The organism is Streptomyces sp. ID05-26A, assembly GCF_033794685.1.
Lineage (GTDB): Bacteria > Actinomycetota > Actinomycetes > Mycobacteriales > Pseudonocardiaceae > Lentzea.
Window position 1 is genome coordinate 581,662 of sequence record NZ_JARAYZ010000005.1, and the last position, 23,676, is coordinate 605,337.

Sequence of the window (23,676 nt, forward strand, 5' to 3'; positions counted from 1 at the left end):
CCTGTCGTGCACATCCCGTACCTGTTCTTCGAGGAGTCGTACCGCCGTGTCCGAGCGCACCCTTGTTCTCGTCAAGCCCGATGGCGTCGCCCGTGGTCTCGTTGGCGAGGTGATCGCCCGCATCGAGCGCAAGGGCCTCAAGCTCGCCGCGCTGGAGCTGCGCACCGCCGACCGCGCCACCGCCGAGCAGCACTACGCGGAGCACGACGGCAAGTCGTTCTACAACGACCTGGTCGACTTCATCACCGGTGGGCCGTTGGTCGCTCTGGTGGTGGAAGGGGTTCGCGCGGTGCCGGCGTTCCGTCAGCTCGCCGGTGGGACCGACCCCGTCGAGAAGGCCACCCCTGGCACGATTCGTGGGGATTTCGGTACTGAGGTTCAGTACAACCTGGTGCACGGGTCGGACTCGGCCGAGTCCGCCGAGCGCGAGATCAAGATCTGGTTCCCGAACCTCTGAGGGTTTGCGGTGCGCTGACCCGGTGGGTGGTCGCCTTGCGATCCGCGACCGGGCGGGTGGTCACCTTGCGGGCGGCCTGGTCGCTTTGCGTGCTTCCCCTGGGGGCGCTGCCCCCAGACCCCCGGCAATCTGATCAGGGGGCCCGCGCCGCTCGCGGGTAGATGGCACGCCTGTGGCGTTGGGCGGCTGCCTGTTGCTTAGTTTGGTTGCGTTGGCGGTGGGGTCCCATCACGAGCCGAGCCAAGAGCGGGCCACATGAGAGAAGGGGTGTCACACCGCCGAAAAGCGTGGCGGTGTGACACCCCTTCTCTCATGCAGCAAGAGCTGTGGCGCGACTCGTGATGGGACCCCACCGCCTGGACCGCTTGCTGAAGACGAAAGACGGACGGCTCGCCTGCGGCATCGCGGACGTCAGGCGTTCCTTCTCGGGCTGCTGCCCAAGCCACCCGCTGTCGCGCCGTTCAGGGTGGTGCCCTTCGGGTAGCCGAGCGGGCGGTACATCCACACGTCGTCCCACCGTTCTGTTCCTACGGCGATCGCGTTCGGCATGCGGCCGCACTCCTGGAAGCCCAGGCGTTCGTACAGTTCGATGGCGCCGTGGTTGTTGCCTCGCACGCCCAGCATGAGGATTTCTATGCCCTGCTCCTGGGCGTTGGCCACCAGGCCCTCCATCACCCGCTTGCCCAGGCCCAGGCCGCGTGCTGACGGGTGGGCCATGATCTGCTGGACTTCGGCGCGGTGCTGGAAAACCGCCGTTGAGCCGCGGCGCCACAGGCCCACTGCTTGCACTGTGCCGTCCACCACGGCTGTGCAGAAGGCGGCGTCGCCGTCTCGGACCTGTTTGAGGACCGTGTCCAGCCAGGTCGAGATGCGGTCGTAGGTCGGGGGCTCGTGGTAGCCGACCGCTCCGCCTGCCGCTACCACGTCGTGCACGACTGCGTGGATCTCGGCGCGGAGGGTGGCGTCGGCTTCCGTCGGCCAGTGGAGTTCGGGCATGGGGCGATCGTAATTGCGTCGAGAATTGTCAGACCTGTTCGTTAACGTCGGGTCTTGTGGACAACCTTGTTGAGGCCAAGGCGCTGACCAAGCACTTCGGGTCGTTCGAGGCCGTGCGGGGCATCGACGTCGAGGTGCGGCGGGGGGAGGCGTTCGGGTTCCTCGGGCCCAACGGGGCCGGGAAGTCGTCGACCATGCGGATGATTTCGTGTGTGTCCGGGCGGACCGGTGGGGAGTTGTCGGTTCTCGGGATGGATCCCGGGACCGAAGGGCCCCGGATCCGGGCTCGGCTCGGGGTGGTGCCCCAGTTGGACAACCTCGACACCGAGTTGACGGTTCGGCAGAACCTGCAGATCTACGGGCGGTACTTCGGGATGTCGCGGCAGAAGTGCCGGGAGAAGGCCGTGGAGTTGCTGGAGTTCGCGCAGCTCTCGGATCGGGGGGATCACGAGGTCGAGCCGCTGAGCGGCGGGATGAAGCGGCGGCTGACCATTGCTCGGTCGCTGGTGAACGATCCCGAGTTGCTGTTGCTCGACGAACCGACCACCGGGCTGGACCCGCAGGCGCGGCATCTGTTGTGGGACAGGCTGTTCCGGCTCAAGCAGGACGGTGTCACGCTCATCATCACCACGCACTACATGGACGAGGCCGAGCAACTGTGCGACCGGCTCGTGGTGATGGACGGTGGGCGGATCGCCGCTGAGGGGTCGCCCAGTGAGCTGATCAACCGGTACTCGACCCGGGAAGTGTTGGAGCTGCGGTTTCAACCCGGTGCGGAGAAACCGGATCTGGAGCGCTTCGCGGAGCGGGTCGAGGTGTTGCCCGACCGGCTTTTGCTCTACACCAAGGACGGGGAGGCGACTCTCCAAAGAGTCCACGAGCACGGGGTGCAGCCGGTGCAGAGCCTGGTGCGGCGCAGTTCGCTGGAGGACGTGTTCTTGAGGCTCACCGGCCGGACGTTGGTGGACTGATGGAGACGTTGCGGGCCTCGTGGTTCGGATTCGAGAAGACCTGGACGTGGTATCGGCGCAACTGGCGCGCCACGGCGGTGTCGAGCTTCCTCACGCCCGTGTTGTTCCTGCTGGCGCTCGGGCTGGGGTTCGGGTCGCAGGTGCAGTCGACGGCGTTGATCGGTGGCGTGCCGTACCTGCAGTACCTCGCGCCCGCGCTGGTCGTGGTCACGGCGGTGCAGGGGGCCACGTTCGAGTCGACGTTCCCGGTCATGTCGCAGTTCATGTGGCAGAAGTCGTTCGTCGCGATGGTGGCCACGCCGATCACGCCGGCGCAGGTCCTCTACTCGCAGGTGATGTGGATCGGCTCGCAGTTGTTGTTGCGGTCGGTCGTGTTCGTGGGGGTCGCGGCCGCGTTGGGAGCTGCGGCGGGGCCGGGGATCCTGCTCGCCATTCCCGTTGGGACGCTCGCCGGGCTGGCGTTCAGCGCGCCGTTGGTGGCGTACAGCGCGACCTTGGACAAGCCGGACGCGTTCAACAACATCTTCCGGTTCGTGCTGATGCCGATGACGTTGTTCACCGGCGCGTTCTTCCCGGTCAGCCAGCTGCCTGACTGGCTGGTGCCGCTGGTGTGGCTCACGCCGGCGTGGCACGGCATCGAGCTCGCGCGAGGCGCGACGTTCGGCACGTTGGACCTCTTACCGGCGTTGGGCCACGTCGTGTACCTCGTCGCGTTGGTCGGTATCGGGATCGCGCTCGGCGTGAAGTTCTTCCACCGGAGGCTGGCCGTATGACGCAGACCCTGGAACGAGAGAAGGCCAGGCCCGCGAGTGTGGGGCTGCTGTGGCGCGTGATTCCGCCGGGGCTCTACGGCAGGCGGGCGAGCATGCTCGTCGAACGGTCGGCCGTGGTGAACCGGCGCGCGTGGTTCGTGCTGGTCGGCGGGGCGTTCGAGCCGATGCTGTTCCTGTGGTCGCTCGGGCTCGGGTTCGGGCAGATGGTGAACGCCGTGGCCGGGCCGGACGGGCGGCCGATCTCGTACGCGGCGTTCGTGGCGCCCGCGTTGCTGGCCGCGAGTGCGATGAACGGGGCTGTCTACGACGCGACGTTCAACGTGTTCTTCAAGTTCAAGTACGTGAAGCTGTACGACGCGATGCTCTCGACGCCGATGGGGCCGATGGACATCGCGATCGGCGAGATCTCGTGGGCACTGCTGCGCGGCGGGCTGTACTCGGCGGGGTTCCTCGGCGTCATGCTCGGGATGGGGCTGATCTTCTCGCCGTGGGCGCTGCTCGCGTTGCCGGCGGCGCTGCTGGTGGCGTTCGCGTTCGCGGCGGTGGGCATGGCGGCGACGACGTTCATGAGGTCGTGGCAGGACTTCGACCTCGTGCAACTCGCGGTGCTGCCGTTGTTCCTGTTCTCGACGACGTTCTACCCGCTGTCGGTCTACCCGGGCTGGCTGCAGGCCGTGGTCACGTGGACGCCGCTCTACCACGCCATCGAGCTCATGCGGGGTCTCACGCTGGGCGTAGTCGGCTGGGGCATGCTCGGTCACGTCGCGTACTTCGCGGTGCTCGCGGCCGTCGGAACGGTGGTCGCGGCGCGGCGATTGGGGAAGTTGTTGCTGGACTGAGGCGCGATTCGGCCCCCGCCTGTGGGGGCCGTTACTCTGGTCGTGTGAGTGCTGAGTCTGTTTTCCCCAGGTTGGAGCCTCTGCTGCCACGGATCTCCAAGCCGGTGCAGTACGTCGGCGGGGAGCTCAACGCGACCGTCAAGGACTGGGACGCGGCGTCCGTGCGCTGGGCTTTGATGTACCCCGACGCGTACGAGGTCGGCCTGCCCAACCAGGGCGTGATGATCCTCTACGAGATCCTCAACGAGCTGCCGGACGTGCTCGCCGAGCGCACCTACGCGGTGTGGCCGGACCTCGAGGCGTTGATGCGCGAGCACGACGTCCCGCAGTTCACGGTCGACGGGCACCGTCCGCTCAAGGCGTTCGACCTGATGGGCATCAGCTTCGCGACGGAGCTGGGCTACACGAACATGCTGACGGCGCTGGACCTCGCGGGCATCCCGTTGCACGCCGAGGACCGCACCGTGGACGACCCGATCGTGGTCGCCGGTGGGCACGCGGCGTTCAACCCCGAGCCGATCGCGGACTTCGTGGACGCGGCCGTGCTCGGCGACGGCGAAGAGGCCGTCCTCGAGATCACCGAGATCGTCAAGAACTGGAAGGCCGAGGGCTCGCCCGGAGGCCGCGACGAGGTGCTGACGAGGCTCGCCGAGACCGGCGGCGTGTACATCCCGCGGTTCTACGACGTGGAGTACCTGCCGGACGGCCGCATCCAGCGCGTCGTGCCGAACCGCGACCGGGTCCCGTACCGCGTCTTCAAGCGGACGACGATGGACCTCGACGCGTGGCCGTACCCGAAGCAGCCGCTGGTGCCGCTCGCCGAGAGCGTCCACGAGCGGATGAGCGTCGAGATCTTCCGCGGCTGCACGCGCGGCTGCCGCTTCTGCCAGGCGGGCATGATCACCCGCCCGGTGCGCGAGCGGTCCATCGAGGGCATCGGCGCCATGGTCCAGAAGGGCCTGGCGGCGACCGGCTTCGAAGAGGTCGGCCTGCTGTCGCTGTCCAGTGCGGACCACAGCGAGATCGCCGAGATCACCAAGGGCCTCGCGGACCGTTACGAGGGCACGAACACGGGCCTGAGCCTGCCCAGCACGCGGGTCGACGCGTTCAACATCGACCTCGCGAACGAGCTGTCCCGCAACGGAAGGCGCTCGGGTCTCACCTTCGCGCCCGAGGGCGGCAGCGAGCGGATGCGCCGCGTCATCAACAAGATGGTGTCCGAAGAGGACCTCATCAGGACGGTGTCGGCCGCGTTCTCCAACGGCTGGCGGCAGGTGAAGCTCTACTTCATGTGCGGCCTCCCGACCGAGGAGGACGAGGACGTCCTGCAGATCGCGGAGATGGCGAAGAACGTCATCCGCGCGGGCCGGCAGGCGAGCGGCCGCAACGACGTCCGCTGCACCATCTCGATCGGCGGGTTCGTGCCCAAGCCGCACACGCCGTTCCAGTGGGCCCCGCAGTGCGACCCGGACACGGTCGACGACCGTCTCCGCAAGCTCCGCGAGGCCGTGAACAGCGACCGCAGCCTCGGCCGCAACATCGGCATGCGCTACCACGACGGCAAGCCGAGCCTCATCGAAGGCCTGCTCAGCCGGGGTGACCGCCGTATCGGCAAGGTCATCGAGGCCGTGTGGCGCGACGGCGGCCGGTTCGACGGCTGGAGCGAGCACTTCTCCTATGACCGCTGGACCGCGAAGGCGGCCGAGCAGCTGGAGCCGCTCGGCGTCGACCTCGCCTGGTTCACCATGCGCGAGCGCGAGGAGCTGGAGGTCCTGCCCTGGGACCACCTCGACTCGGGTCTCGACAAGGAATGGCTCTGGGCCGACTGGCAGGACGCGCTCGACGGGCGCGAGCAGGACGACTGCCGCTGGACCCCGTGCTTCGACTGCGGTGTCTGCCCCGCGATGGGCACGGACATCGAGGTCGGCCCGACGGGCCGCAAGCTGCTGCCGATCTCGCCGGTCGGTGTCGGTTCGCCCGTGAAGAACCCGGCTCTCACGCCGTAGCTCCACGCCAAGAGGGGCCCTTCCGTGCTGCGGAAGGGCCCCTCTTGGCGTGGAAGCAGCTATTTCGTGACGGCGGAGAGGGCGTCCACGAGCCCGTGGCCGTAGAACGAGTTGTACTCCGAGTACCCGGTGCAGAACGCGTCCTGCACGCCCGTCCCGTTCAGGTCGTAGTCGGCGGGGCAGGCCAGCGTCGACGCCTGTGCGTTCAACATGCGGCCCAGCGACACCGCGTCGGTGTCCGGATGCGTCGACGCGATCAGCGCCGCCACCCCGGCCGCGTGCGGGGTCGCCATCGACGTGCCGCACGAGTAGTCGTAGCCGGTCGGCACGGTCGACAGCACGCACCCGTTCGGGGTGCGCGGGTCGCCACCCGGCGCCGTCACGTCGATCGCGCCCAGCCCGTACGAGCTGTACCCGGCCTTGGTCTCGGTCGAGTCGACCGCCGACACGCCGACGACGTTCTTGAGTTGTGCCGGCAGCACCACGCACGTCGAGTCGACCGGACGGGTCTGCGCGTCGCCGTTCGTCGGCGACATCGAGTCGCGCCCAGGCCGGGACAGGTCGGCGGCGGCGTTGCCGGCGGCGGCGACCGTCAGCACGTTGCGCGACGTCGCGTGGTCCACGGCGCGGCGCACGGCCTCGTAGATCACGCGCTGGCCGGGCTCGCTCTGGCACGTGAACAGGTACGGGTCGATGAAGTAGCTGTTGTTGGTGATCGTCATGTTCTGCGAGGCGGCCCACATGAAGCCGCACACCGCGTACTCGGGGTAGATGAAGCCGTCGTCGTCCACGACCTTCACGGACGCGATGCGCACGCCCGGTGCGACGCCCGTGATGCCGCGGCCGTCGTCCGCCGCGGCGATGGTGCCGGCGACGTGCGTGCCGTGGGCGGAGGTCGTCGGGGCCCAGGCGGAGGGCGACGTGTCGGGCTTGCCGGTCAGGCAGCCGGCGGACAGTTCGGGCGCCAGCGCCTCGGCCAGGTCGGGGTGGCGGGGGTCGACACCGGAGTCCAGCACGCCCACGACGACGGACTTGGAGCCCGTGGAGATCTCGTGCGCCGCCGGCGCGTTGATGAGATCCATGTCCCATTGTTCGGCGGAGCGCACGCCCGAGGGCCGCAACAGCTCCGTGTCGTCCTTCTTCCGCTTCACCGACCGCTTGGCGATGCTCTCGGCCTGGGCGCTGTACGCGCGATCCGGGCCGATCTGCTTGAGGAAACGAGGGTCCGGCGAGGTGGCCACCGCGACCGAGATCTGCGGGTAGTAGACCGTCGTCAGGCCGCAGGCCCCGGTGATCTCGGCGTTCGCCGTCTCAGCGGGTGTGGCCTGCGGAAACACCACCAGGTACCGCAGCAGGGGACCGGGCTGGATGCAGGTGCGCGCCGCGGGTGCCGGATCCGGTTCCGCGCCGGCGGGAAAGGTCGCCGCCATGCACCCGGCCACGAGCAGTGCGGTCATCGCCGCCGCTCGGGCGCGGTGGGGCAGAGGCACCAGTGACCTCCAGGTCGGCAGGGCGTCCAGTCAGCCGGACCGTAGCCACGCGCAACGATCTAGACAAGCTGAACGTTCTGAATCAGGTTCACGGTACCGTCCTCATGGACGAACAGCCTGCGCCGATGGGACCGCTCACCCGTCGGAACACCACTCGGGAGCACCGCTGAGCCGCAACCTGCCCAACAACCCCTCCGCCGCGGCGGTGCAGAAACTGCGCCTTCGCTACACCAAGCGGGGGAGGTTGCGTTTCACCTCGCACCGCGACATCGCTCGCACGTTCGAACGTGCGCTGCGCAGGGCAGGCGTGCCCATGGCCTACTCCCAGGGGTTCAGCCCTCACCCGAAGGTGTCGTGGGTCGGCGCCGCGCCGACCGGGGTCGCCAGCGAGGCCGAGTACGTCGAGGTCTCGGTGGTCGAGACGCTCGACCCGGTGGCGTTGAGGGCCGCGCTCGACGAGGCGTTGCCGCCCGGCATCGACGTCGTCGAGATCGTTCAGGCTCGAGGGGGCAACCTCACCGAGCGCATCGACGCGAGCGAGTGGCGGATCGAGCTCGACGGGGTGGAACCCGAAGAGCTGGCCGCGGCGGTGAGCGCACTGCTCGCGGCCGAGTCCGTCGAGGTCGAGCGACTCACCAAGAACGGCACGAAGATGCTCGACGTGCGGCCGGCCGTCGTGTCGGCGCTGGTCGAACCACGTTCGAGCGACGCCGGACACGATGACACCGCTTTGTCACGACCGTGTGGGATACTCATGACGGTTGTACGGCAGGTAACGCCTACCGTGCGACCCGACGACGTGCTGAATGCGCTTCGCGTCGTGGCCGATCTCGTGCCGCCGGTACCTGCGAGAGCAACCCGGATGGCGCAGGGAAGGCTCGACGGCGAGGGCAGGCTGGTGGACCCGCTCCAGCAGGACAGAGAGTCCTGACGAGCGCAGACGGTTGTCTGTTCGGTCCGGTCCAGCCGGGACGCGCATACAGGAGGAGCGGCGCTGACAGCGGCGTCGTCGTGGGACCTGCGCAAGCGTGCGCCCAGTGAGGCGCCACGCCGCTGCGCGCGAGGCAAGGATTCCCGCCGCGAGAAGCGGTGGAAGAGACGAGAGAGGCCCCTGCGCGGCCGCGTCCTCACGGGACGCGCCCGGGGGTGGAGGAGCTGCATGTCGAACGAGGAAAAGCCTGCCGGTGTCACCGGCGGGCAGGGCGTGGTTGCCGCACGCCCGGCACTGGCGGACCTGCCGGAGAAGTTGCGGGTCCACGCACTGGCGAAGCTGCTGGACGTCAGCAGCAAGGACGTGATGACAGCGCTGGCCGACCTCGGTGAGGTCGCCCGCAGCGCGCAGTCGAGCGTCAGCCGCGACGTCGCGCTGAAGGTCGCCGAGACCCTGGTGGACTGGGACGACGTGGTCACCGGTGAGGTCACCGAGGACTACGAGGCCCCGGCGATCCCGGCGTTCGAGGCACCGGCGCTCGCGCCGATCTTCGCCGCGCCGAGCGCGGTCTTCCTGCCACCCACGCCCGTCGAGCGCCCCAAGGCGTCCGCGTCGCCGTTCGTGGTCGAGGAAGAGCCGGTCGTCGAGGAGAAGTCCATCGGCGAGATCGCCGCAGACGAGCTCGACGCCGCCGAGGCCGAGGCGGAGACCGACGCGGACGCCGACGCCGACGGTGACGACGAGGCGGACAGCCGCCGTCGCCGCCGCCGGGGCCGTCGTGGCCGTGGCCGCGGCAAGGGCACCGACGCCGAGTCCGGTGACGAGTCCGACGAGGCAGCGGCGGAGGACGCCGAGGCCCCCGAGGAGACCGAAGCCGCCGACGAGGCCGAGGACGAGGGCGACGAGGGCTCGACCCGCCGTCGCCGCCGTCGCCGTCGCCGCAAGACCGGCACGGACGACGACGTCACCGCCGAGGACGACCCGCCGAACACCGTCGTGCACGTGCGTGAAGTCCGTGAGGCGCGGGACGCACGGGACGACAAGGCCGACTCCGAGGCCGCGCAGAACGAGGTGCGCAGCATCCGGGGCTCCACGCGCCTGGAGGCCAAGCGCCAGCGCCGCCGCGACGGTCGCGAGGCCGGCCGCCGCCGTGCCCCGGTGCTGACCGAGGCCGAGTTCCTGGCCCGCCGCGAGGCCGTGGCCCGCACGATGGTCGTCCGCGAGCGCGGCGACCGCACCCAGATCGGCGTGCTCGAGGACGGCGTGCTCGTCGAGCACTTCGTCACCTCGTCGGGCAGCGGCTCGATCGTGGGCAACGTCTACCTCGGCCGCGTCCAGAACGTGCTGCCGAGCATGGAAGCCGCGTTCATCGACATCGGCCGCGGCCGCAACGCCGTGCTCTACGCCGGTGAGGTCGACTGGGACGCCGCCGGTCTCGAGGGCAAGTCCCGCAAGATCGAGCAGGCGCTCTCCAGCGGCGACTCGGTGCTCGTCCAGGTCACCAAGGACCCGGTCGGCCACAAGGGCGCCCGCCTGACCACGCAGATCAGCCTCCCCGGCCGCTTCCTCGTCTACGTGCCGGGCGGCGGTGCCACGGGCATCAGCCGCAAGCTGCCGGACAACGAGCGCAAGCGCCTCAAGGACATCCTCAAGCGCGTCGTCCCCGAGGACGCCGGCGTGATCATCCGCACCGCCTCGGAGGGCATCTCCGAGGAGGAGCTCGGCCGCGACGTCACGCGTCTGCAGGCCCAGTGGAAGGTCATCAAGGAGAAGTCCGAGACCACCTCCACCAAGGCTCCGACGCTGCTCTACGAAGAGCCGGACCTGCTGGTGAAGGTCGTCCGCGACCTGTTCACCGAGGACTTCGCCCAGCTCGTCGTCCAGGGCGACGAGGCGTGGGAGGTCATCGACTCGTACGTCCGCCACGTGGCGCCGGACCTGCAGGACCGCCTGAAGAAGCACGTCGGCAACAACGACGCGTTCGTCGAGTACCGCATCGACGAGCAGCTGATGAAGGCGCTCGACCGCAAGGTCTGGCTGCCCTCGGGCGGCTACCTGATCATCGACCGCACCGAGGCGATGACGGTCATCGACGTCAACACCGGCAAGTTCACCGGGTCTGGCGGCAACCTCGAAGAGACCGTCACGCGCAACAACCTGGAGTCGGCGGAGGAGATCGTCCGCCAGCTCCGGCTGCGCGACATCGGCGGCATCATCGTCATCGACTTCATCGACATGGTGCTCGAGTCGAACCGCGACCTGGTGCTGCGCCGCCTCACCGAGTGCCTCGGCCGCGACCGCACGCGTCACCAGGTCGCCGAGGTCACCTCGCTGGGTCTCGTCCAGATGACCCGCAAGCGGGTCGGCACCGGCCTGCTCGAGGCGTTCAGCCAGACGTGCGAGCACTGCCGCGGCCGTGGCGTCGTCGTGTCCACCGAGCCCGTGCACTCGCACGGTGGTGGCGGCGGTGGCGGCCAGCAGCAGCAACAGCAGGCCCAGGGCGGTGGCCGCAAGTCGCGCCGCAACAAGGGTGGCGGCGAGCAGGCGGCCGAGACCACCGAGGTCGTCGAGGCGGCCGTCGAGACGCCGGTCGAGCCCGAGGCCGTCCAGGTCTTCGAGCCCGGTGAGCCCGAGGACACCTCAGAGGACTTCGTCGCCGCCGACCAGGAGCACGAGGGCCACGGCCGTCGTCGCCGCCGTCGTCGTGGCCGCGACAAGGAGCCGCAGGCCGTCGTCGACGCGGTCGTGGTCGAGGAGCAGGCGCTCAACGGTCACGTGTCGCACGAGGACCCGGCGCCCGTCGAGCTCGAGCCCGTGGTCACCGAGTCCGAGGTGATCGAGGAGACCGTCGACGAGCTCGTCGAGCCCGTCGTGGAGAAGCCCCTCGTCACCGGTCGCATCGGCGCCCAGCGGCCTGCCGAGCCCGAGGAGCAGCCCGTCGTGACGGGTCGCATCGGGGCGCAGCAGCCCGCCGTGACCGGTCGCATCGGTTCCCAGCGGCCCCTGCCGGCCGTCGAGCCCGAGCAGGAGCCCGCAGCGGCCCCGGAACCGGTCTCCGCACCCGAGCCCGTCGCCGAGGCCCCCGCGGCCCCGGTGGAGGCTCCTGTGGTCCGCGTGCGGCGTCGCGCGGCCAAGCGCGCCGCCGGTGCTCCGGCCGCGACCGAGGCACCCGCCCCGGTCGTCGTCGAGGTGCCCAAGCAGCCCGAGGTCCAGATGCCCGCGCCGGTGGTCACCACCACGCGCAGGCGCCGCGCCGTGTCGCGTCCCGCGGGACCGCCGGTCCAGGAGGACTGACGCCTGAGATGTGAGACCGGGGTCGCCTGCGGGCGGCCCCGGTTTTGCGTTGCGGGGCAACGATGTGAGGGACCGCACAGCCTGTGGGAACGCGTTCTGGGCACCCCGGTTTGCTCCTGGCGTACCCACTCCCGTAACCTTGTTGACGGCCCGCCATCCGACGGGTCCTGTCGTGTGCCTCCTCTGGTGCCTTTAGGTGGAAACACCGTCCCAGAATGGCTGGCACATGGCCCGTCACCATCGAGTAGCAGGAGACTTCCGTCCTGATGTACGCGATCGTCAAGACCGGCGGCAAGCAGTACAAGGTCGCTGTCGGCGACATCGTCGAGGTCGAGAAGCTCGAGGGCGAGCCGGGCACCGAAATCTCCCTCCAGGCGCTGCTCGTGGTCGACGGCACTGACGTCACCGCTGACGCGGCTGCCCTGGCGAAGTTCTCGGTTACCGGCAAGCTGGTCGAGCACACCAAGGGCCCGAAGATTCGCATCCACAAGTTCAAGAACAAGACCGGCTACCACAAGCGACAGGGTCACAGGCAGAAGCTGACCCGCGTCGAGGTCACCGGCATCACCGGTAAGTGAGGACCTGACTTCTCATGGCACACAAAAAGGGTGCATCCAGTTCCCGCAACGGCCGTGACTCCAACGCTCAGTACCTGGGCGTGAAGCGGTACGGCGGTCAGGTCGTCAAGGCCGGCGAGATCCTGATCCGCCAGCGCGGCACCAAGTTCCACCCCGGCGTCGGCGTCGGCATCGGCAAGGACGACACGCTGTTCGCCCTGCTGCCGGGTGCGGTGGAGTTCGGTTCGAAGCGCGGTCGCAAGACCGTCAACATCGTTCCGGTCGCGGTCTGAGAAAGACCGCTCCTGGAACGTAGTTAGACCTCTGCGAGGGGCGGGCCCGGTCATCCGGCTCCGCCCCTCGTTGTTTGTCCGCAGTCTTTTGAAGGGAAGTAGTACCGTGGCCCGCTTCGTAGACCGGGTGGTGATCCACGCTGCCGCCGGCAACGGGGGCAACGGTTGTGCTTCAGTGCACCGCGAGAAGTTCAAGCCGCTCGGCGGCCCGGACGGCGGCAACGGAGGCGGTGGCGGCAACGTCATCCTCGTCGTCGACTCGCAGGTGCACACCCTGCTGGACTTCCACTTCCGCCCGCACGCCTCCGCCACGAGCGGCAAGGCCGGTGCCGGTGCGAACCGCGACGGCGCGAACGGCGAGGACCTGATCCTGCGCGTCCCGGACGGCACGGTCGTGCTGACCGAGGCCGGCGAGATCGTCGCGGACCTCGTCGGTGAGGGCACCCAGCTCATCGCGGCGGCCGGTGGCCGTGGCGGTCTGGGCAACGCCTCGCTCGCGTCCAGGGCCCGCAAGGCGCCCGGTTTCGCGTTGCTCGGTGAGCCGGGCGAGACGCGGGACCTGGTGCTGGAGCTCAAGTCCGTCGCGGACGTGGGCCTGCTCGGCTTCCCGTCGGCCGGCAAGTCGTCGCTGATCTCGGTGCTGTCCGCGGCGAAGCCGAAGATCGCCGACTACCCGTTCACGACGCTGGTCCCGAACCTCGGCGTGATCACCGCGGGCGAGACCATCTTCACGATGGCGGACGTCCCCGGCCTGATTCCCGGTGCGTCACAGGGCAAGGGCCTCGGCCTCGACTTCCTGCGCCACATCGAGCGCACCGCCGTTCTCGCGCACGTCGTCGACTGCGCGACGTACGAGCCGGGCCGCGACCCGATCGCGGACATCGACGCGCTGGAGAAGGAACTCTCGGAGTACACGCCTGCTCTCGGCGGCAACTTCGAGGACCGCCCGCGCGTGGTGATCCTCAACAAGGTCGACATCCCGGACGCCCAGGACCTCGCCGACATCGTCCGCCCCGAGATCGAGGCCCGCGGCCTGCCGGTCTTCGAGGTGTCGACGGTGTCCCGCCAGGGCCTGCGCGAGCTGACGTTCAAGCTGGCCGAGGTCGTGAACGAGTACCGCGCCTCCAAGCCGAAGAAGGAATCGACCCGAATCGTGCTGCGGCCGACCGCCGTGGACGACCAGGGCTTCACCGTGACCGAGGACCCCTCGGTCGAGGGTGGCTTCATCGTGAAGGGCGAACGCCCCGAGCGCTGGATCCGCCAGACCGACTTCTCCAACGACGAAGCCGTCGGTTACCTCGCGGACCGCCTCAACAGGCTGGGCGTCGAGGAGAAGCTCGTGAAGATGGGCGCCGTCCCCGGTTGCCAGGTCACCATCGGCGACCTGATCTTCGACTGGGAACCGACCACCCCGGCCGGCATCGCGATGACGATGACCGGGCGAGGCACGGACATCCGTCTCGAGCGCAACGACCGCATCGGCGCCCACGAGCGCAAGGCCCTGAAGAAGGCCCGCCGCGCGCCCGGTGAGTACGGCGACGACTTCGACGAGGAGTAAAACCGTGACGGCCCCCGTGGTCTCACAAGCTCGAACCGCGGTCGCCTCGGCGAACCGCATCGTGGTCAAGGTCGGTTCTTCTTCTTTGACCACAGCGGAAGGTGGCCTCGACCCGGCGCGTCTCGACGCGCTGGTCGACGCCCTCGCCGCCCGTGCCGCCGCAGGAAGCCAGGTCGTGCTCGTGTCCTCGGGCGCGATCGCGGCAGGCCTGGCGCCGTTGAAGATCTCCCGTCGTCCGCGTGACCTCGCCACCCAGCAGGCCGCCGCGAGTGTCGGGCAGCTCACCCTCGCGCACGCCTACGCGAACTCGTTCGGCCGCTACGACCTGACGGTCGGCCAGGTCCTCCTGACCGCCGACGACGTGGTGCGCCGAGCCCACTACCGCAACGCGCAGCGCACGTTCGACCGGCTGCTGGCCCTGGGAGCCGTTCCGGTCGTGAACGAGAACGACACCGTGGCCACCGAGGAGATCCGCTTCGGCGACAACGACCGGCTGGCCGCCCTGGTGGCCCACCTGGTCGGCGCCGACGCGTTGTTCCTGCTCTCCGACGTGGACGCCCTCTACTCGGGTGACCCGCGCAAGCCGGGGTCCGTGCGCATCGCCGAGGTCGCCTCGGCGTCCGATGTGGACGGCGTGAACGCCACCGCTCCCGGCGCGTCCGGTCTGGGCACCGGTGGCATGGCCTCGAAGCTCGCCGCCGCCCGCCTGGCGTCGTCGGCGGGCATCCCGGTGCTGCTCACCGGCGCCACCGAGGCAGGTCGCGCCCTGACCACGGCCGACGTCGGAACCGCTTTCGCCGCAACGGGTTCCCGTCTCACCGCCCGCCGCTTCTGGCTCGGGTACGCCACCGACGCCAGCGGCCGCCTGCACCTCGACGACGGCGCCGTCGCCGCCGTCGTGGGCCGCCGCCGGTCGTTGCTCGCGGCCGGGATCACCGGCGTGGACGGCGACTTCGAGGCGGGCGACGTGGTCGAGCTGGTCAGTCTCTCGGGCGAGGTCGTGGCCCGTGGTGTGGTCGGGTACGACTCGGCGGAGCTGCCGTCGTTGATCGGCCGCAAGAGCCACGACCTGGCTTTGGAACACCGCCGTGAGGTCGTGCACGCGGACGATCTGGTGCCGCTGACTAGGTGAGCTCGACGCCCTTCGTCTCCGGCAGCGTCAGGACGACGAGGAACGTGATCACCGCGGCGACCGCGACGTACCAGAAGAAGACGGTGCCGCCCACGGCCTGGATGACCAGCGGGGCGGTGCCGCCGAACACGGCGACGGTCAGGTTGTACCAGGCGCCGATGCCGAGGCCGCGCAGTTCGGTCGGGAACAGCTCGCTCATGATCGCGGGCGCGATCGACGTGATCGCCGTGTAGAGGCCGAGTCCCACCGCGAACACGACCACGAGGTTCGCCAGGCCCGGTTTGACCAGTGTCGACAGTGGCACCACCAGCAACGCCATCGCCGCCGACCACACGAGCATCTGCGGTTTGCGGCCGTAGCGGTCGGCCGTCCACCCCATCGGGTACTGCAGCGCGATGAACACGACGGTGCCGATCGACAGCGCCAGGAACACGTCGATGTCGTTGGCGCCCTTGCTCTTCACCGCGAACGGCGTCAGCGCGCTGAAGAAGGTGTAGAAGCTCAGCGTCGACAGCAGCGTGATGCCGATGAGCTGCCCGACCGCTTTCGGGTGCTCCTTCAGCGTCATCCTCAGCGGGTTGCGCAGGCTCTCGGCCTTGGCCTTGTTCTCCTCGAACTGCTCGGTCTCCTTGAGTTCCCGCCGCAGCCACAACCCGACCAGTCCGAGCACGCCACCGATCAGGAACGGCACGCGCCAGCCGTAGGAGGCCATCGCGGCCTTGTCGAGGTTGCGCGACAGGAAGAACCCGAGCAGCGACGCGATCAGCACCGCCGCGCCGGTCGAGATGTAGAAGAACGACGAGTACCGGCCGCGGTGGGAGGCCGGCGCGATCTCCGCCAGGTAGGCCGACGCGTTCGACACCTCGCCGCCGAGTGCCATGCCCTGTGCGATGCGGGCGAGCACCAGCAGCGCCGGGGACAGCCAGCCGACCTGCTCGAACGTCGGCAGCAGGCCGATCATCACCGATCCGCCGGACATCAGCACGATCGTGAACAGCATCGCGGTCCGGCGTCCTTTGAGGTCCGCGAACCGGCCGAGCAGATAACCGCCGAGCGGGCGGAAGAAGAAAGCCAGTGCGAACGTCGCGAAGGTGCTCAGCAGCGCGGCGGCCTCGTTGCCCGCAGGGAAGATCTGCGTGGCGAAGTAGATGCTGAAGGCCGTGTAGATGCCCCAGTCGTACCACTCCACCGCGTTGCCGGCGCTTGACGCGACGAGCGTGCGTACGGGCAGTCGATGCTTCTCCGATGTAACCGCCATAGAGGCACCCAATCACATACAGTGCTTGGAACGAGCAACTAGTCCAGCGCGGGGCTGCCCATCATGCGCTGGCGCGCCGTATTGGTGCATATGTCTGGGTTGGCTCGTTGGCCAGGAAGTCGACGATCATCGCGTTGCACAGCGCGGGTTTCTCGTGCAGCAGCCCGTGTGACGTGCCGGGAACGACGGCCAACTCGACGTTGGGCAGCGCCCGGTACATGGCCGTGGCGTGTTCCAGCCTGACCTCGTCGTCGTCGCCGATCATGATCAGCGTCCGGTTCTGGAGCTTGGCGAGATCGGTCTCGGTCAGGGTGGGCGACCGGTGGTGCATCGGAGTCAGTTCCGTGGCCGGGTCCCAGCCGTCGTGGTGGTAGACGCCGCACACGACCACAAGCCGTTGCACGAGGTCGGGTCTGAGCACGGCGGTGAGCAACGCCACGGTGGCGCCGTCACTGCACCCGAGCAGGTGGGCGGGCCCGGTCCGGTCGAGGAACTCGATGGTCTCGTGAGCCATCTCGGTGTGGTCCTGAGTGGCCTGGTCGGTCCGATGTGGTGCGTGCAGGGCGAAATCAGCCAGAGCGTCGAACTGCGGTCCGAACGCCGAGGGGTCCGCACCGCCGGGGTGCAAGAGCACGAGTGAGTCAGCCATGTGCGAGTAGACCTCTCTCGTCGTTGATACTCATCGCCGTGCGATCTATTGGGTTGGTGACGTTGGTTGTCCGCGACTACGACGAGGCGATCCGCTTCTATGTGGACGGTCTCGGGTTCACGCTGGTCGAGGACATTCCTCAGGGCGACAAGCGCTGGGTCGTGGTGTCGGCGGGGGAGGGGACGTCGCTGCTGCTGGCACAGGCTGACACAGGTCAGCAGCAGGCACGAGTGGGCGACCAGACCGGTGGCCGGGTCGGTTTTTTCCTCAACACCGACGACTTCGACCGCGACCACGCCCGCATGACCGAGTTCGGGGTGTACTTCCGGGAGCAGCCACGTGACGAGGTCTACGGCCGCGTGGCCGTGTTCGAGGACCTCTACGGCAACCGCTGGGACCTGATTCAGCCTGCCCGCGCCTGACCGGGTGACATCCCCACGATCCGTTTGAACGCGCGGCTGAAGGCGGCCTCCGACTCGTAGCCGAGGCCACGGGCGATCTCGCTGACCGTGCTGTCTCGGTCCTTGAGGCGGTTCATCGCGACGTGCATGCGCCACCGCGTGACGTAGCGCATGGCCGGCTCGCCGACGAGTTCGGTGAATCGCGCCGCGAACGCCGACCGGGACATGGCGGTCTGGTGCGCGAGGCGTTCGACGGTCCACGGCTGCGCTGGGTCGCGGTGGATCAGCGCGAGCGCCTGCCCGATCTGCTGGTCCTGCAACGCGCCGAGCCAGCCCGTGCGCGCGGCCGGGTCGTTGGCGAGCCACGAGCGGATCGTCTGGATCACCAGCACGTCCGCGAGCCTGGTGATGACCGCCTCACCGCCGGGGCGCACCGCCTGTGACTCGATGGCCATCAGGTCGATCGTGGCGCGCATGTCGTCGGCGCGGCGCACGTACAGCACGTTCGGCAGCACGTTGACGAGGTGCTTCGCGGCCGGATGGTCGAAGCGGACCGCACCACACACGAGGTGCGTCACCGCACCGCCGCCACCGTGCCGCAGGATCGCGTAGTTCTCCGTCTCGAACTCGTGCGGCAGCGTCGTGACGAGCGGCGTCTCTGCGTCGCCGTGGAACAGCCGGTGGCGCTGCCCGCCCGGCACGAGCAGCACGTCGCCGGGTTCGAGCGAGATGACCTGGCCGTCGACCTCGACGTCGCACTGACCGCTGGTCAGCACGTGGAACCACAGGCAGTCCGCCATGTCGGGCATCGTCGCGCCCCACGGCTCGGTGAGTTCGTTGCGGCAGTAGAAGGTGCCGGACATCCTCAACAGGTGCAGTGCCTCGCCCAGCGCGTCCGTCATGCCGTTGATTCTGGACGAACGAGCAAGCCTGCGCGATGAATTGTCATTGAGAGTCCGTCGTCGGCAGGTCAGAGTTGCTGCCATGGGGACACTCACGCTGATCGCAGTCACTGCCACCGGTCTGATGGCCGGTGTGTTCTTCGCCTTCTCCGTCGCCGTCATGCCGGGCCTCGCGGACCTGCCCGCCGCAGACGCCCGCGCCGCCATGCGCCGGATCAACGCGCGCATCCAGAACCCGGTGTTCCTGCTGCTGTTCCTCGGCACCGCGGTCCTGTGCGGCATCGAGGTCTTCCAGGGAAGGATCGTCGGCGGCCTGCTCTACATCGTCGGCTGCCTGTTGCTCACGATGGTCGTCAACGTGCCGATGAACAACCGTCTCGAACGGACCGACGACGCCTACTGGCCTGCCTACCTGCGCACGTGGACGCTCTGGAACCACGTGCGCGCCGTCGCCTGCATCGGGGCGACGGTCATCCTGCTGCTCGGATTCTGAGACCGTTCTTCGGACGCATCGCGGCGAGACCGGTCGGCGTCAGGCGCTGGGGGAGCAGTTCGGGTTTCGGCCGTTGCAGCAACACCTTCAGCATCACGGTCAGCTCGGTGGTGGCGAGACCGGCACCGATGCAGCGGTGCGGGCCACCGCCGAACGGCAGGAACTCGTGCGGCGCCGGCTTGGCCTCCCAGCGGTCGGGGTCGAACTTCAGCGGGTCCGGGAAGACCTCGGCCAGCCGATGCGTGACGTACGGGCTGTACAGCAGGAACGTGCCCTGCCTGATCTTCTTCCCGGCGAACTCGAACTCCTGCGTCGCGACCCGTGCCGAGACGACCGCCGGTGGGTAGAGCCGGAGCGTCTCGTTGACGACGTTCGCCAGGTACTCGTCGTCTTCGCGCGCCCGCTCCCAGACCCCGTTGTGCCGCAACAGGTTGAACACCGCCCACGCCATCGCGCCGCTGGTCGTCTCGTACCCGGCCGCGATCAGCGTGACGATCTGGTCGCGCACCTCCAGGTCGCTCAGCCCGTCACCCTGCACGAGAGCAGCGAGCACGTCACCGGCCGTCTTGCCCTGACGCGTCTCCTCGATCGCCCGGTACACCCGCGCGTCCACGGCCCTGCGCGCCCGCATCGCGTTGCGCCAGGCCGGAGTCCGCATCGTCCGGAGCAGCGTGACGACCGCCGGGTTGCGGTCGATCAGGTTGATCAGCACCTGCAGGTGCGCGCCGAAGAAGTCCGACTCCTGCGCCAGTTCCTCGCCGAACAACGCGTGGATCGTGCTGCGCCGGATGGCCCGGCGGAACTCCTGGTACGCGTCGACGGTCTCGCCCGGCCGCCACGCGTCGATCGTCGCCTCGGCGTTGGCCCGCATGACCGGCTCGTAACTCGCGATCTGCCGATGCGCCAACGCCGGCTGCACGTACCGGCGCCGCCGTTTGTGGTCCTCGCCGTCGCTGACGATCAACGACGTGGGCCCGTCCACCGGCACCAGCGACTGGAATGCCCGCTCCACCTCGAACAGTTCGGAGTGCGCGAACACGAACCGGTTCGCCTCGGGCCCGAGGAGGTAGGTGTACGGGCCCATCCGCACGACCGGCCCGAACCGCCGGTGCAGAGCCGAGAGGAGATCGGCCTGCCGGTACCGCACGACGTCCGGAGTCATGGCGCTGACAGTGCCACACGAGCGGTTTCCTCGCGTGACTCCGAACGGCTCACGTCCCGCCACTGCTCGCGGGTCCACGCCGGGCGGCCCCGGCAGGAGTCAGTTCGTCACCGCCAGCGCGAACGGCAGCACGGCGGACACCCCCTCCTTCCTGAGCATCCGAGCCGCCACCGTCATCGTCCAGCCGGTGTCGATGTGGTCGTCCACCAGCAACACCGGACCGTCCACACCGGACACGTCCGGTGTCTCGCCGGCCCGCACCAGCCCGGCGAGGCGCTGCGCGGAGTTGGCACGATGCGTCGACTCACCGAGCCACACGGTGCCCAGGAACGGCAGCCGCCCGATCGACGCGATCTTCTGGCCGAAACTGCCGACCAGCTGCGGACGCCGGCGCGAGCCGACCGTCACGACGCCGACCGGCCGCTCGTCCCAGTTCCACGCCGTCAGCACCTTCACGCACGCCGCGAACACGTCGTCCGGGATCTCGCGGTCGGCGCCGTCCGCGAGCAGGTCACGCAGCCTGTTGCCCCAGCCGATGTCGGTGAGGCGGCCCAGCGCCCGGCCCGTGGCCGCCACCTCGGTCGCGGGGATCTTGCCGGACAGCGGGACGCCGATCGCGTTCATGCCCGTCGGCCACATCTTGCGCGGCGCCACGTCCAGGCCGGGGCGCAGCAGCCGTTCGCGGGCCGCTTCCGCCGCCACCTCGGACACCTCGACCGAGAGCCGCTCGCCGGTGCAGTTGTCGCAGCGGCCGCACTCGTGCGAGGTCGGGTCGTCGAGCTGGTCCTGCAGGAACTTCATCCGGCACGTGTCGGTGCGCAGGTAGTCGACCATCACCTGCTGTTCGGCCTTGCGCGCCTCCGCGATGCGCGCGTACCGCTCACCGTCGTACTCCCACGGCAGGCCCGTCGACTCCCAGCCGCCCTTCACCCGCCGGACCGCGCCGTCGACGTCCAGGACCTTCAGCACCACCTCGAGCCTGCCGCGCGACAGCTCGACCATCGGCTCCAGCGCCGCCGTCGAGAGCGGCCTGCCCGCGCCGTCGAGTGCGGACAGCACCTGCCGCACCACCACCTCGGGCGGGAACGCCAGCGACGTGAAGTACGCCCAGATGTCCTTGTCCTCGTGGCCCGGCAGCAGGACCACCTCGGCCCGCTCGACACCACGGCCCGCGCGGCCGATCTGCTGGTAGTACGCGATCGGGGAGGACGGGGCGCCGACGTGCACGACGAACCCCAGGTCCGGCTTGTCGAAACCCATGCCGAGCGCGGAGGTGGCGACGAGCGCCTTGACCTTGTTGCCCAGCAGCTCTTCCTCGGCGCGTTCACGTTCCGAGGGCTCGGTCTTGCCCGAGTACGCGGTCACCGCGAAACCGCGCGAGGAGAGGAACGCCGCGATGTCGTCCGCCGCCGCGACCGTGAGCGTGTAGATGATCCCGGAACCCGGCATGCGGTCGAGCCGCTCTGCCAGCCACCCGAGCCGAGACTCCGCGGTCGGCAGCAGCGCGACCGACAACCGCAGGCTGTCGCGGTCCAGCGGCCCGCGCAGCACCAGCGTGCCCTCCTCGGCGCCGAGCCCCAGCTGCTCGGTGACGTCGTGCACCACCCGGTTGTTGGCCGTCGCCGTCGTCGCCAGCACCGGCACGCCCGGTGGCAGCTCCGTCAGCAACGTCCGCAGCCTGCGGTAGTCCGGCCGGAAGTCGTGACCCCAGTCCGAGATGCAGTGCGCCTCGTCGACGACGAGCATGCCCGCCGACGCCGTCAGCGAAGGCAGCACCGCGTCCCGGAAGTCGGGGTTGTTCAGCCGTTCCGGACTCACCAGGAGCACGTCGACCTCGCCGGCCGCCACCTGCTCCTGCACGGCGTCCCACTCGCCCGGGTTCGCCGAGTTGATCGTCACCGCGTGCACGCCCGCCCGCGCCGCCGCGTCGATCTGGTTGCGCATCAACGCGAGCAACGGCGACACGATGACCGTGGGGCCCTCACCGAGCTGACGCAGCAACGCCGTCGCGATGAAGTACACCGCCGACTTGCCCCAGCCCGTGCGCTGGACGACGAGAGCTCTGCGGCGCTGGGCCACGAGGGTGTGGATCGCCGTCCACTGGTCCTCGCGCAGCACGGCCTTCGGGCCCGCCAGTGCCCGCAGCCGTTCCTCCGCCAGTTCTCGCAACGCGATGTCGTCCATGGGGAGCAAGCTTGCCAGGCCACTCTGACAATTGTGATTGTCGCAGGTCGTAAGCTGTGTGGCGTGACTGATGACCTGCGCGACCAGGTGCACGGCGCTGCTCGCCGCGCCCGCGTCGCCGCCGACGAACTCGTCCTCGCCACCCGTGAGAGCAAGGACACCGCACTGCACGCGATGGCCGCCGCGCTCCGCGAGCGTGCGCCAGAGATCATCGAGGCCAACCAGAAGGACCTCGAAGCCGGCAGGGCAGCAGGTCTCCCGGACAACATCCTGGACCGCCTCACCCTGACCGAGGCCCGTGTCGACGCCGTCGCGGTGGGCCTGGAAACCGTCGCGGGCCTGGGCGACCCGGTCGGCCAGGTGATCACCGGCGGCATCCTCCCGAACGGGCTGGAGCTCAAGCAGGTCCGCGTCCCGATGGGCGTCGTCGGCATGGTCTACGAGGGCCGCCCGAACGTCACGGTCGACGCCGCCGGTCTCGCGCTGAAGTCGGGCAACGCCGCGCTGCTGCGGGGCTCCTCGACCGCCGAGAACTCCAACACCACGCTCGTCGCCGTCCTGCGCGATGCACTCGAAAGCGTGAACCTGCCGGCCGACTGCGTGCAGCTCCTGCCGTGCCACGACCGCGCGTCCGTCACCCACCTCATCACCGCCCGCGGCCTGGTGGACCTGGTGATCCCGCGTGGCGGTTCGGGCCTGATCAACGCCGTGGTCGAGCAGGCGACGGTGCCCACGATCGAGACCGGCGTCGGCAACTGCCACGTGTACGTGGACGCGCACGCCGACCTCGACATGGCCGAGGCGATCGTCCTCAACGCCAAGACGCGGCGCACGAGCGTGTGCAACGCGGCGGAGTCCCTGCTGGTGCACAAGGACGTCGCGCACGAGTTCGTCCCGCGCATCACCAAGGCGTTGCAGCAGGAGAGCGTGACCATCCACGGCGACGAGGAGTTCGCACAGCAGGCCGACGTGGTCGCCGCGAACGACGACGACTGGGGCACCGAGTACCTGAGCCTCGACATCGCCGCGAAGGTCGTCGACTCACTGGACGACGCCGTGAAGCACATCGCGACGTACGGCTCCGGCCACAGCGAGGCCATCGTCACGAAGGACGTCACAGCAGCACGCAGGTTCACGGCTCGTGTGGACGCGGCGGCGGTGTTCGTCAACGCCTCCACGGCCTTCACGGACGGCGCGGAGTTCGGAATGGGCGCGGAGATCGGCATCTCCACCCAGAAGCTGCACGCCCGCGGTCCGATGGGCCTGACCGAGCTGACTTCCTCTAAATGGGTCGTGTGGGGCGAAGGCCACACCCGCCCGAAGGCGTAGC

21 protein-coding genes are annotated in these 23,676 nt (G+C 69.2%); 14 read left to right on the plus strand and 7 right to left on the minus strand.

What is annotated here, in order from left to right:
- The first annotated feature begins 46 nt into the window (after positions 1 to 46).
- Positions 47 to 457 (plus strand): nucleoside-diphosphate kinase, encoded by a 411-nt coding sequence (ndk, locus tag PV646_RS37375; protein WP_382436958.1) that lies wholly within the window; start codon positions 47 to 49, stop codon positions 455 to 457.
- A gap of 411 nt (positions 458 to 868) precedes the next feature.
- Here the strand turns inward: ndk and PV646_RS37380 are convergent, their stop codons facing one another.
- Positions 869 to 1,453: a GNAT family N-acetyltransferase gene (locus PV646_RS37380; protein ID WP_500347028.1), complete on the minus strand. Its 585-nt coding sequence runs from the start codon at positions 1,451 to 1,453 to the stop codon at positions 869 to 871.
- Between the two features lie 56 nt (positions 1,454 to 1,509).
- Between PV646_RS37380 and PV646_RS37385 the strand changes: the two genes are divergently transcribed.
- The 4 genes from PV646_RS37385 to PV646_RS37400 are packed head-to-tail and all read left to right on the plus strand — an operon-like array spanning position 1,510 to position 6,042.
- On the plus strand, positions 1,510 to 2,424 hold the full coding sequence (locus PV646_RS37385; RefSeq protein WP_500347029.1) for an ABC transporter ATP-binding protein: 915 nt from the start codon (positions 1,510 to 1,512) through the stop codon (positions 2,422 to 2,424).
- A complete protein-coding gene (locus PV646_RS37390) occupies positions 2,424 to 3,197 on the plus strand; it encodes an ABC transporter permease (RefSeq protein WP_500347030.1) in 774 nt (257 codons plus the stop codon). Before PV646_RS37385 ends, PV646_RS37390 begins: the two co-directional genes overlap by 1 nt.
- The gene (locus tag PV646_RS37395) at positions 3,194 to 4,036 is read left to right on the plus strand and encodes an ABC transporter permease (protein ID WP_189160199.1); all 843 of its coding nucleotides are present in this window, start codon (positions 3,194 to 3,196) and stop codon (positions 4,034 to 4,036) included. Before PV646_RS37390 ends, PV646_RS37395 begins: the two co-directional genes overlap by 4 nt.
- Positions 4,037 to 4,080: 44 nt before the next feature.
- Positions 4,081 to 6,042, plus strand: coding sequence for a TIGR03960 family B12-binding radical SAM protein (locus tag PV646_RS37400; RefSeq protein ID WP_500347031.1), 1,962 nt, complete (start codon positions 4,081 to 4,083; stop codon positions 6,040 to 6,042).
- A gap of 59 nt (positions 6,043 to 6,101) precedes the next feature.
- Here the strand turns inward: PV646_RS37400 and PV646_RS37405 are convergent, their stop codons facing one another.
- Positions 6,102 to 7,532, minus strand: coding sequence for a S8 family peptidase (locus tag PV646_RS37405; RefSeq protein WP_500347032.1), 1,431 nt, complete (start codon positions 7,530 to 7,532; stop codon positions 6,102 to 6,104).
- A 205-nt stretch (positions 7,533 to 7,737) separates the two neighbouring features.
- Between PV646_RS37405 and PV646_RS37410 the strand changes: the two genes are divergently transcribed.
- The 6 genes from PV646_RS37410 to proB all read left to right on the plus strand — a co-directional run bounded on the left by PV646_RS37410 (position 7,738) and on the right by proB (position 15,297).
- Complete coding sequence (locus PV646_RS37410; RefSeq protein WP_500347033.1) at positions 7,738 to 8,463, plus strand: TIGR03936 family radical SAM-associated protein; 726 nt, start codon at positions 7,738 to 7,740, stop codon at positions 8,461 to 8,463.
- A gap of 228 nt (positions 8,464 to 8,691) precedes the next feature.
- A complete protein-coding gene (locus PV646_RS37415; RefSeq protein WP_500347034.1) occupies positions 8,692 to 11,757 on the plus strand; it encodes a translation initiation factor IF-2 N-terminal domain-containing protein in 3,066 nt (1,021 codons plus the stop codon).
- Between the two features lie 266 nt (positions 11,758 to 12,023).
- Positions 12,024 to 12,335 carry a 50S ribosomal protein L21 gene (rplU, locus tag PV646_RS37420; protein WP_030479431.1) on the plus strand — a complete coding sequence of 104 codons (312 nt, stop codon included), beginning with the start codon at positions 12,024 to 12,026 and terminating at the stop codon, positions 12,333 to 12,335.
- A gap of 14 nt (positions 12,336 to 12,349) precedes the next feature.
- Positions 12,350 to 12,607 carry a 50S ribosomal protein L27 gene (gene rpmA, locus PV646_RS37425; RefSeq protein WP_090071165.1) on the plus strand — a complete coding sequence of 86 codons (258 nt, stop codon included), beginning with the start codon at positions 12,350 to 12,352 and terminating at the stop codon, positions 12,605 to 12,607.
- Positions 12,608 to 12,713: 106 nt separating this feature from the next.
- Positions 12,714 to 14,165, plus strand: coding sequence for a GTPase ObgE (gene obgE / locus PV646_RS37430; protein WP_500347035.1), 1,452 nt, complete (start codon positions 12,714 to 12,716; stop codon positions 14,163 to 14,165).
- A gap of 4 nt (positions 14,166 to 14,169) precedes the next feature.
- Entirely contained in the window at positions 14,170 to 15,297 is a 1,128-nt protein-coding gene (proB, locus tag PV646_RS37435) for a glutamate 5-kinase (protein WP_500347036.1), read from the plus strand.
- Here proB and PV646_RS37440 read toward each other — a convergent pair.
- Together PV646_RS37440 and PV646_RS37445 are read right to left on the minus strand one after the other, a co-directional pair.
- On the minus strand, positions 15,290 to 16,555 hold the full coding sequence (locus PV646_RS37440; RefSeq protein ID WP_500347037.1) for an MFS transporter: 1,266 nt from the start codon (positions 16,553 to 16,555) through the stop codon (positions 15,290 to 15,292). The two genes, proB and PV646_RS37440, sit on opposite strands and share 8 nt — an antisense overlap.
- Positions 16,556 to 16,616: 61 nt before the next feature.
- Positions 16,617 to 17,204: an alpha/beta fold hydrolase gene (locus tag PV646_RS37445; protein ID WP_500347038.1), complete on the minus strand. Its 588-nt coding sequence runs from the start codon at positions 17,202 to 17,204 to the stop codon at positions 16,617 to 16,619.
- 38 nt (positions 17,205 to 17,242) lie between these two features.
- Here PV646_RS37445 and PV646_RS37450 point away from each other — a divergent pair, with 38 nt between their 5' ends.
- A complete protein-coding gene (locus tag PV646_RS37450; RefSeq protein ID WP_500347039.1) occupies positions 17,243 to 17,626 on the plus strand; it encodes a VOC family protein in 384 nt (127 codons plus the stop codon).
- On the opposite strand, the gene PV646_RS37455 is transcribed toward PV646_RS37450, so the two are convergent.
- Positions 17,608 to 18,507, minus strand: coding sequence for an AraC family transcriptional regulator (locus PV646_RS37455; protein ID WP_500347040.1), 900 nt, complete (start codon positions 18,505 to 18,507; stop codon positions 17,608 to 17,610). The two genes, PV646_RS37450 and PV646_RS37455, sit on opposite strands and share 19 nt — an antisense overlap.
- An 82-nt stretch (positions 18,508 to 18,589) precedes the next feature.
- Between PV646_RS37455 and PV646_RS37460 the strand changes: the two genes are divergently transcribed.
- Positions 18,590 to 19,000, plus strand: a complete 411-nt coding sequence (locus tag PV646_RS37460; protein WP_500347041.1) for an anthrone oxygenase family protein — start codon at positions 18,590 to 18,592, stop codon at positions 18,998 to 19,000.
- On the opposite strand, the gene PV646_RS37465 is transcribed toward PV646_RS37460, so the two are convergent.
- Together PV646_RS37465 and PV646_RS37470 are read right to left on the minus strand one after the other, a co-directional pair.
- Complete coding sequence (locus tag PV646_RS37465; protein ID WP_500347042.1) at positions 18,978 to 20,162, minus strand: cytochrome P450; 1,185 nt, start codon at positions 20,160 to 20,162, stop codon at positions 18,978 to 18,980. The genes PV646_RS37460 and PV646_RS37465 overlap by 23 nt on opposite strands.
- Before the next feature lie 99 nt (positions 20,163 to 20,261).
- The gene (locus tag PV646_RS37470; RefSeq protein WP_500347043.1) at positions 20,262 to 22,346 is read right to left on the minus strand and encodes a RecQ family ATP-dependent DNA helicase; all 2,085 of its coding nucleotides are present in this window, start codon (positions 22,344 to 22,346) and stop codon (positions 20,262 to 20,264) included.
- 63 nt (positions 22,347 to 22,409) lie between these two features.
- On the opposite strand from PV646_RS37470, the gene PV646_RS37475 reads away from it, so the two are divergent.
- Positions 22,410 to 23,675, plus strand: coding sequence for a glutamate-5-semialdehyde dehydrogenase (locus PV646_RS37475; RefSeq protein ID WP_500347044.1), 1,266 nt, complete (start codon positions 22,410 to 22,412; stop codon positions 23,673 to 23,675).
- Position 23,676: the final 1 nt, after the last annotated feature.

What these genes read in the sequence shown, in the direction of transcription:
- PV646_RS37380 (WP_500347028.1), bottom strand. Translation starts at nt 1,453, where the DNA reads ATGCCCGAACTCCACTGGCCGACGGAAGCCGACGCCACCCTCCGCGCC.
- PV646_RS37390 (WP_500347030.1), top strand. Translation starts at nt 2,424, where the DNA reads ATGGAGACGTTGCGGGCCTCGTGGTTCGGATTCGAGAAGACCTGGACG.
- PV646_RS37395 (WP_189160199.1), top strand. Translation starts at nt 3,194, where the DNA reads ATGACGCAGACCCTGGAACGAGAGAAGGCCAGGCCCGCGAGTGTGGGG.
- PV646_RS37415 (WP_500347034.1), top strand. Translation starts at nt 8,692, where the DNA reads ATGTCGAACGAGGAAAAGCCTGCCGGTGTCACCGGCGGGCAGGGCGTG.
- rplU (WP_030479431.1), top strand. Translation starts at nt 12,024, where the DNA reads ATGTACGCGATCGTCAAGACCGGCGGCAAGCAGTACAAGGTCGCTGTC.
- rpmA (WP_090071165.1), top strand. Translation starts at nt 12,350, where the DNA reads ATGGCACACAAAAAGGGTGCATCCAGTTCCCGCAACGGCCGTGACTCC.
- PV646_RS37440 (WP_500347037.1), bottom strand. Translation starts at nt 16,555, where the DNA reads ATGGCGGTTACATCGGAGAAGCATCGACTGCCCGTACGCACGCTCGTC.
- PV646_RS37445 (WP_500347038.1), bottom strand. Translation starts at nt 17,204, where the DNA reads ATGGCTGACTCACTCGTGCTCTTGCACCCCGGCGGTGCGGACCCCTCG.
- PV646_RS37455 (WP_500347040.1), bottom strand. Translation starts at nt 18,507, where the DNA reads ATGACGGACGCGCTGGGCGAGGCACTGCACCTGTTGAGGATGTCCGGC.
- PV646_RS37460 (WP_500347041.1), top strand. Translation starts at nt 18,590, where the DNA reads ATGGGGACACTCACGCTGATCGCAGTCACTGCCACCGGTCTGATGGCC.
- PV646_RS37465 (WP_500347042.1), bottom strand. Translation starts at nt 20,162, where the DNA reads ATGACTCCGGACGTCGTGCGGTACCGGCAGGCCGATCTCCTCTCGGCT.
- PV646_RS37470 (WP_500347043.1), bottom strand. Translation starts at nt 22,346, where the DNA reads ATGGACGACATCGCGTTGCGAGAACTGGCGGAGGAACGGCTGCGGGCA.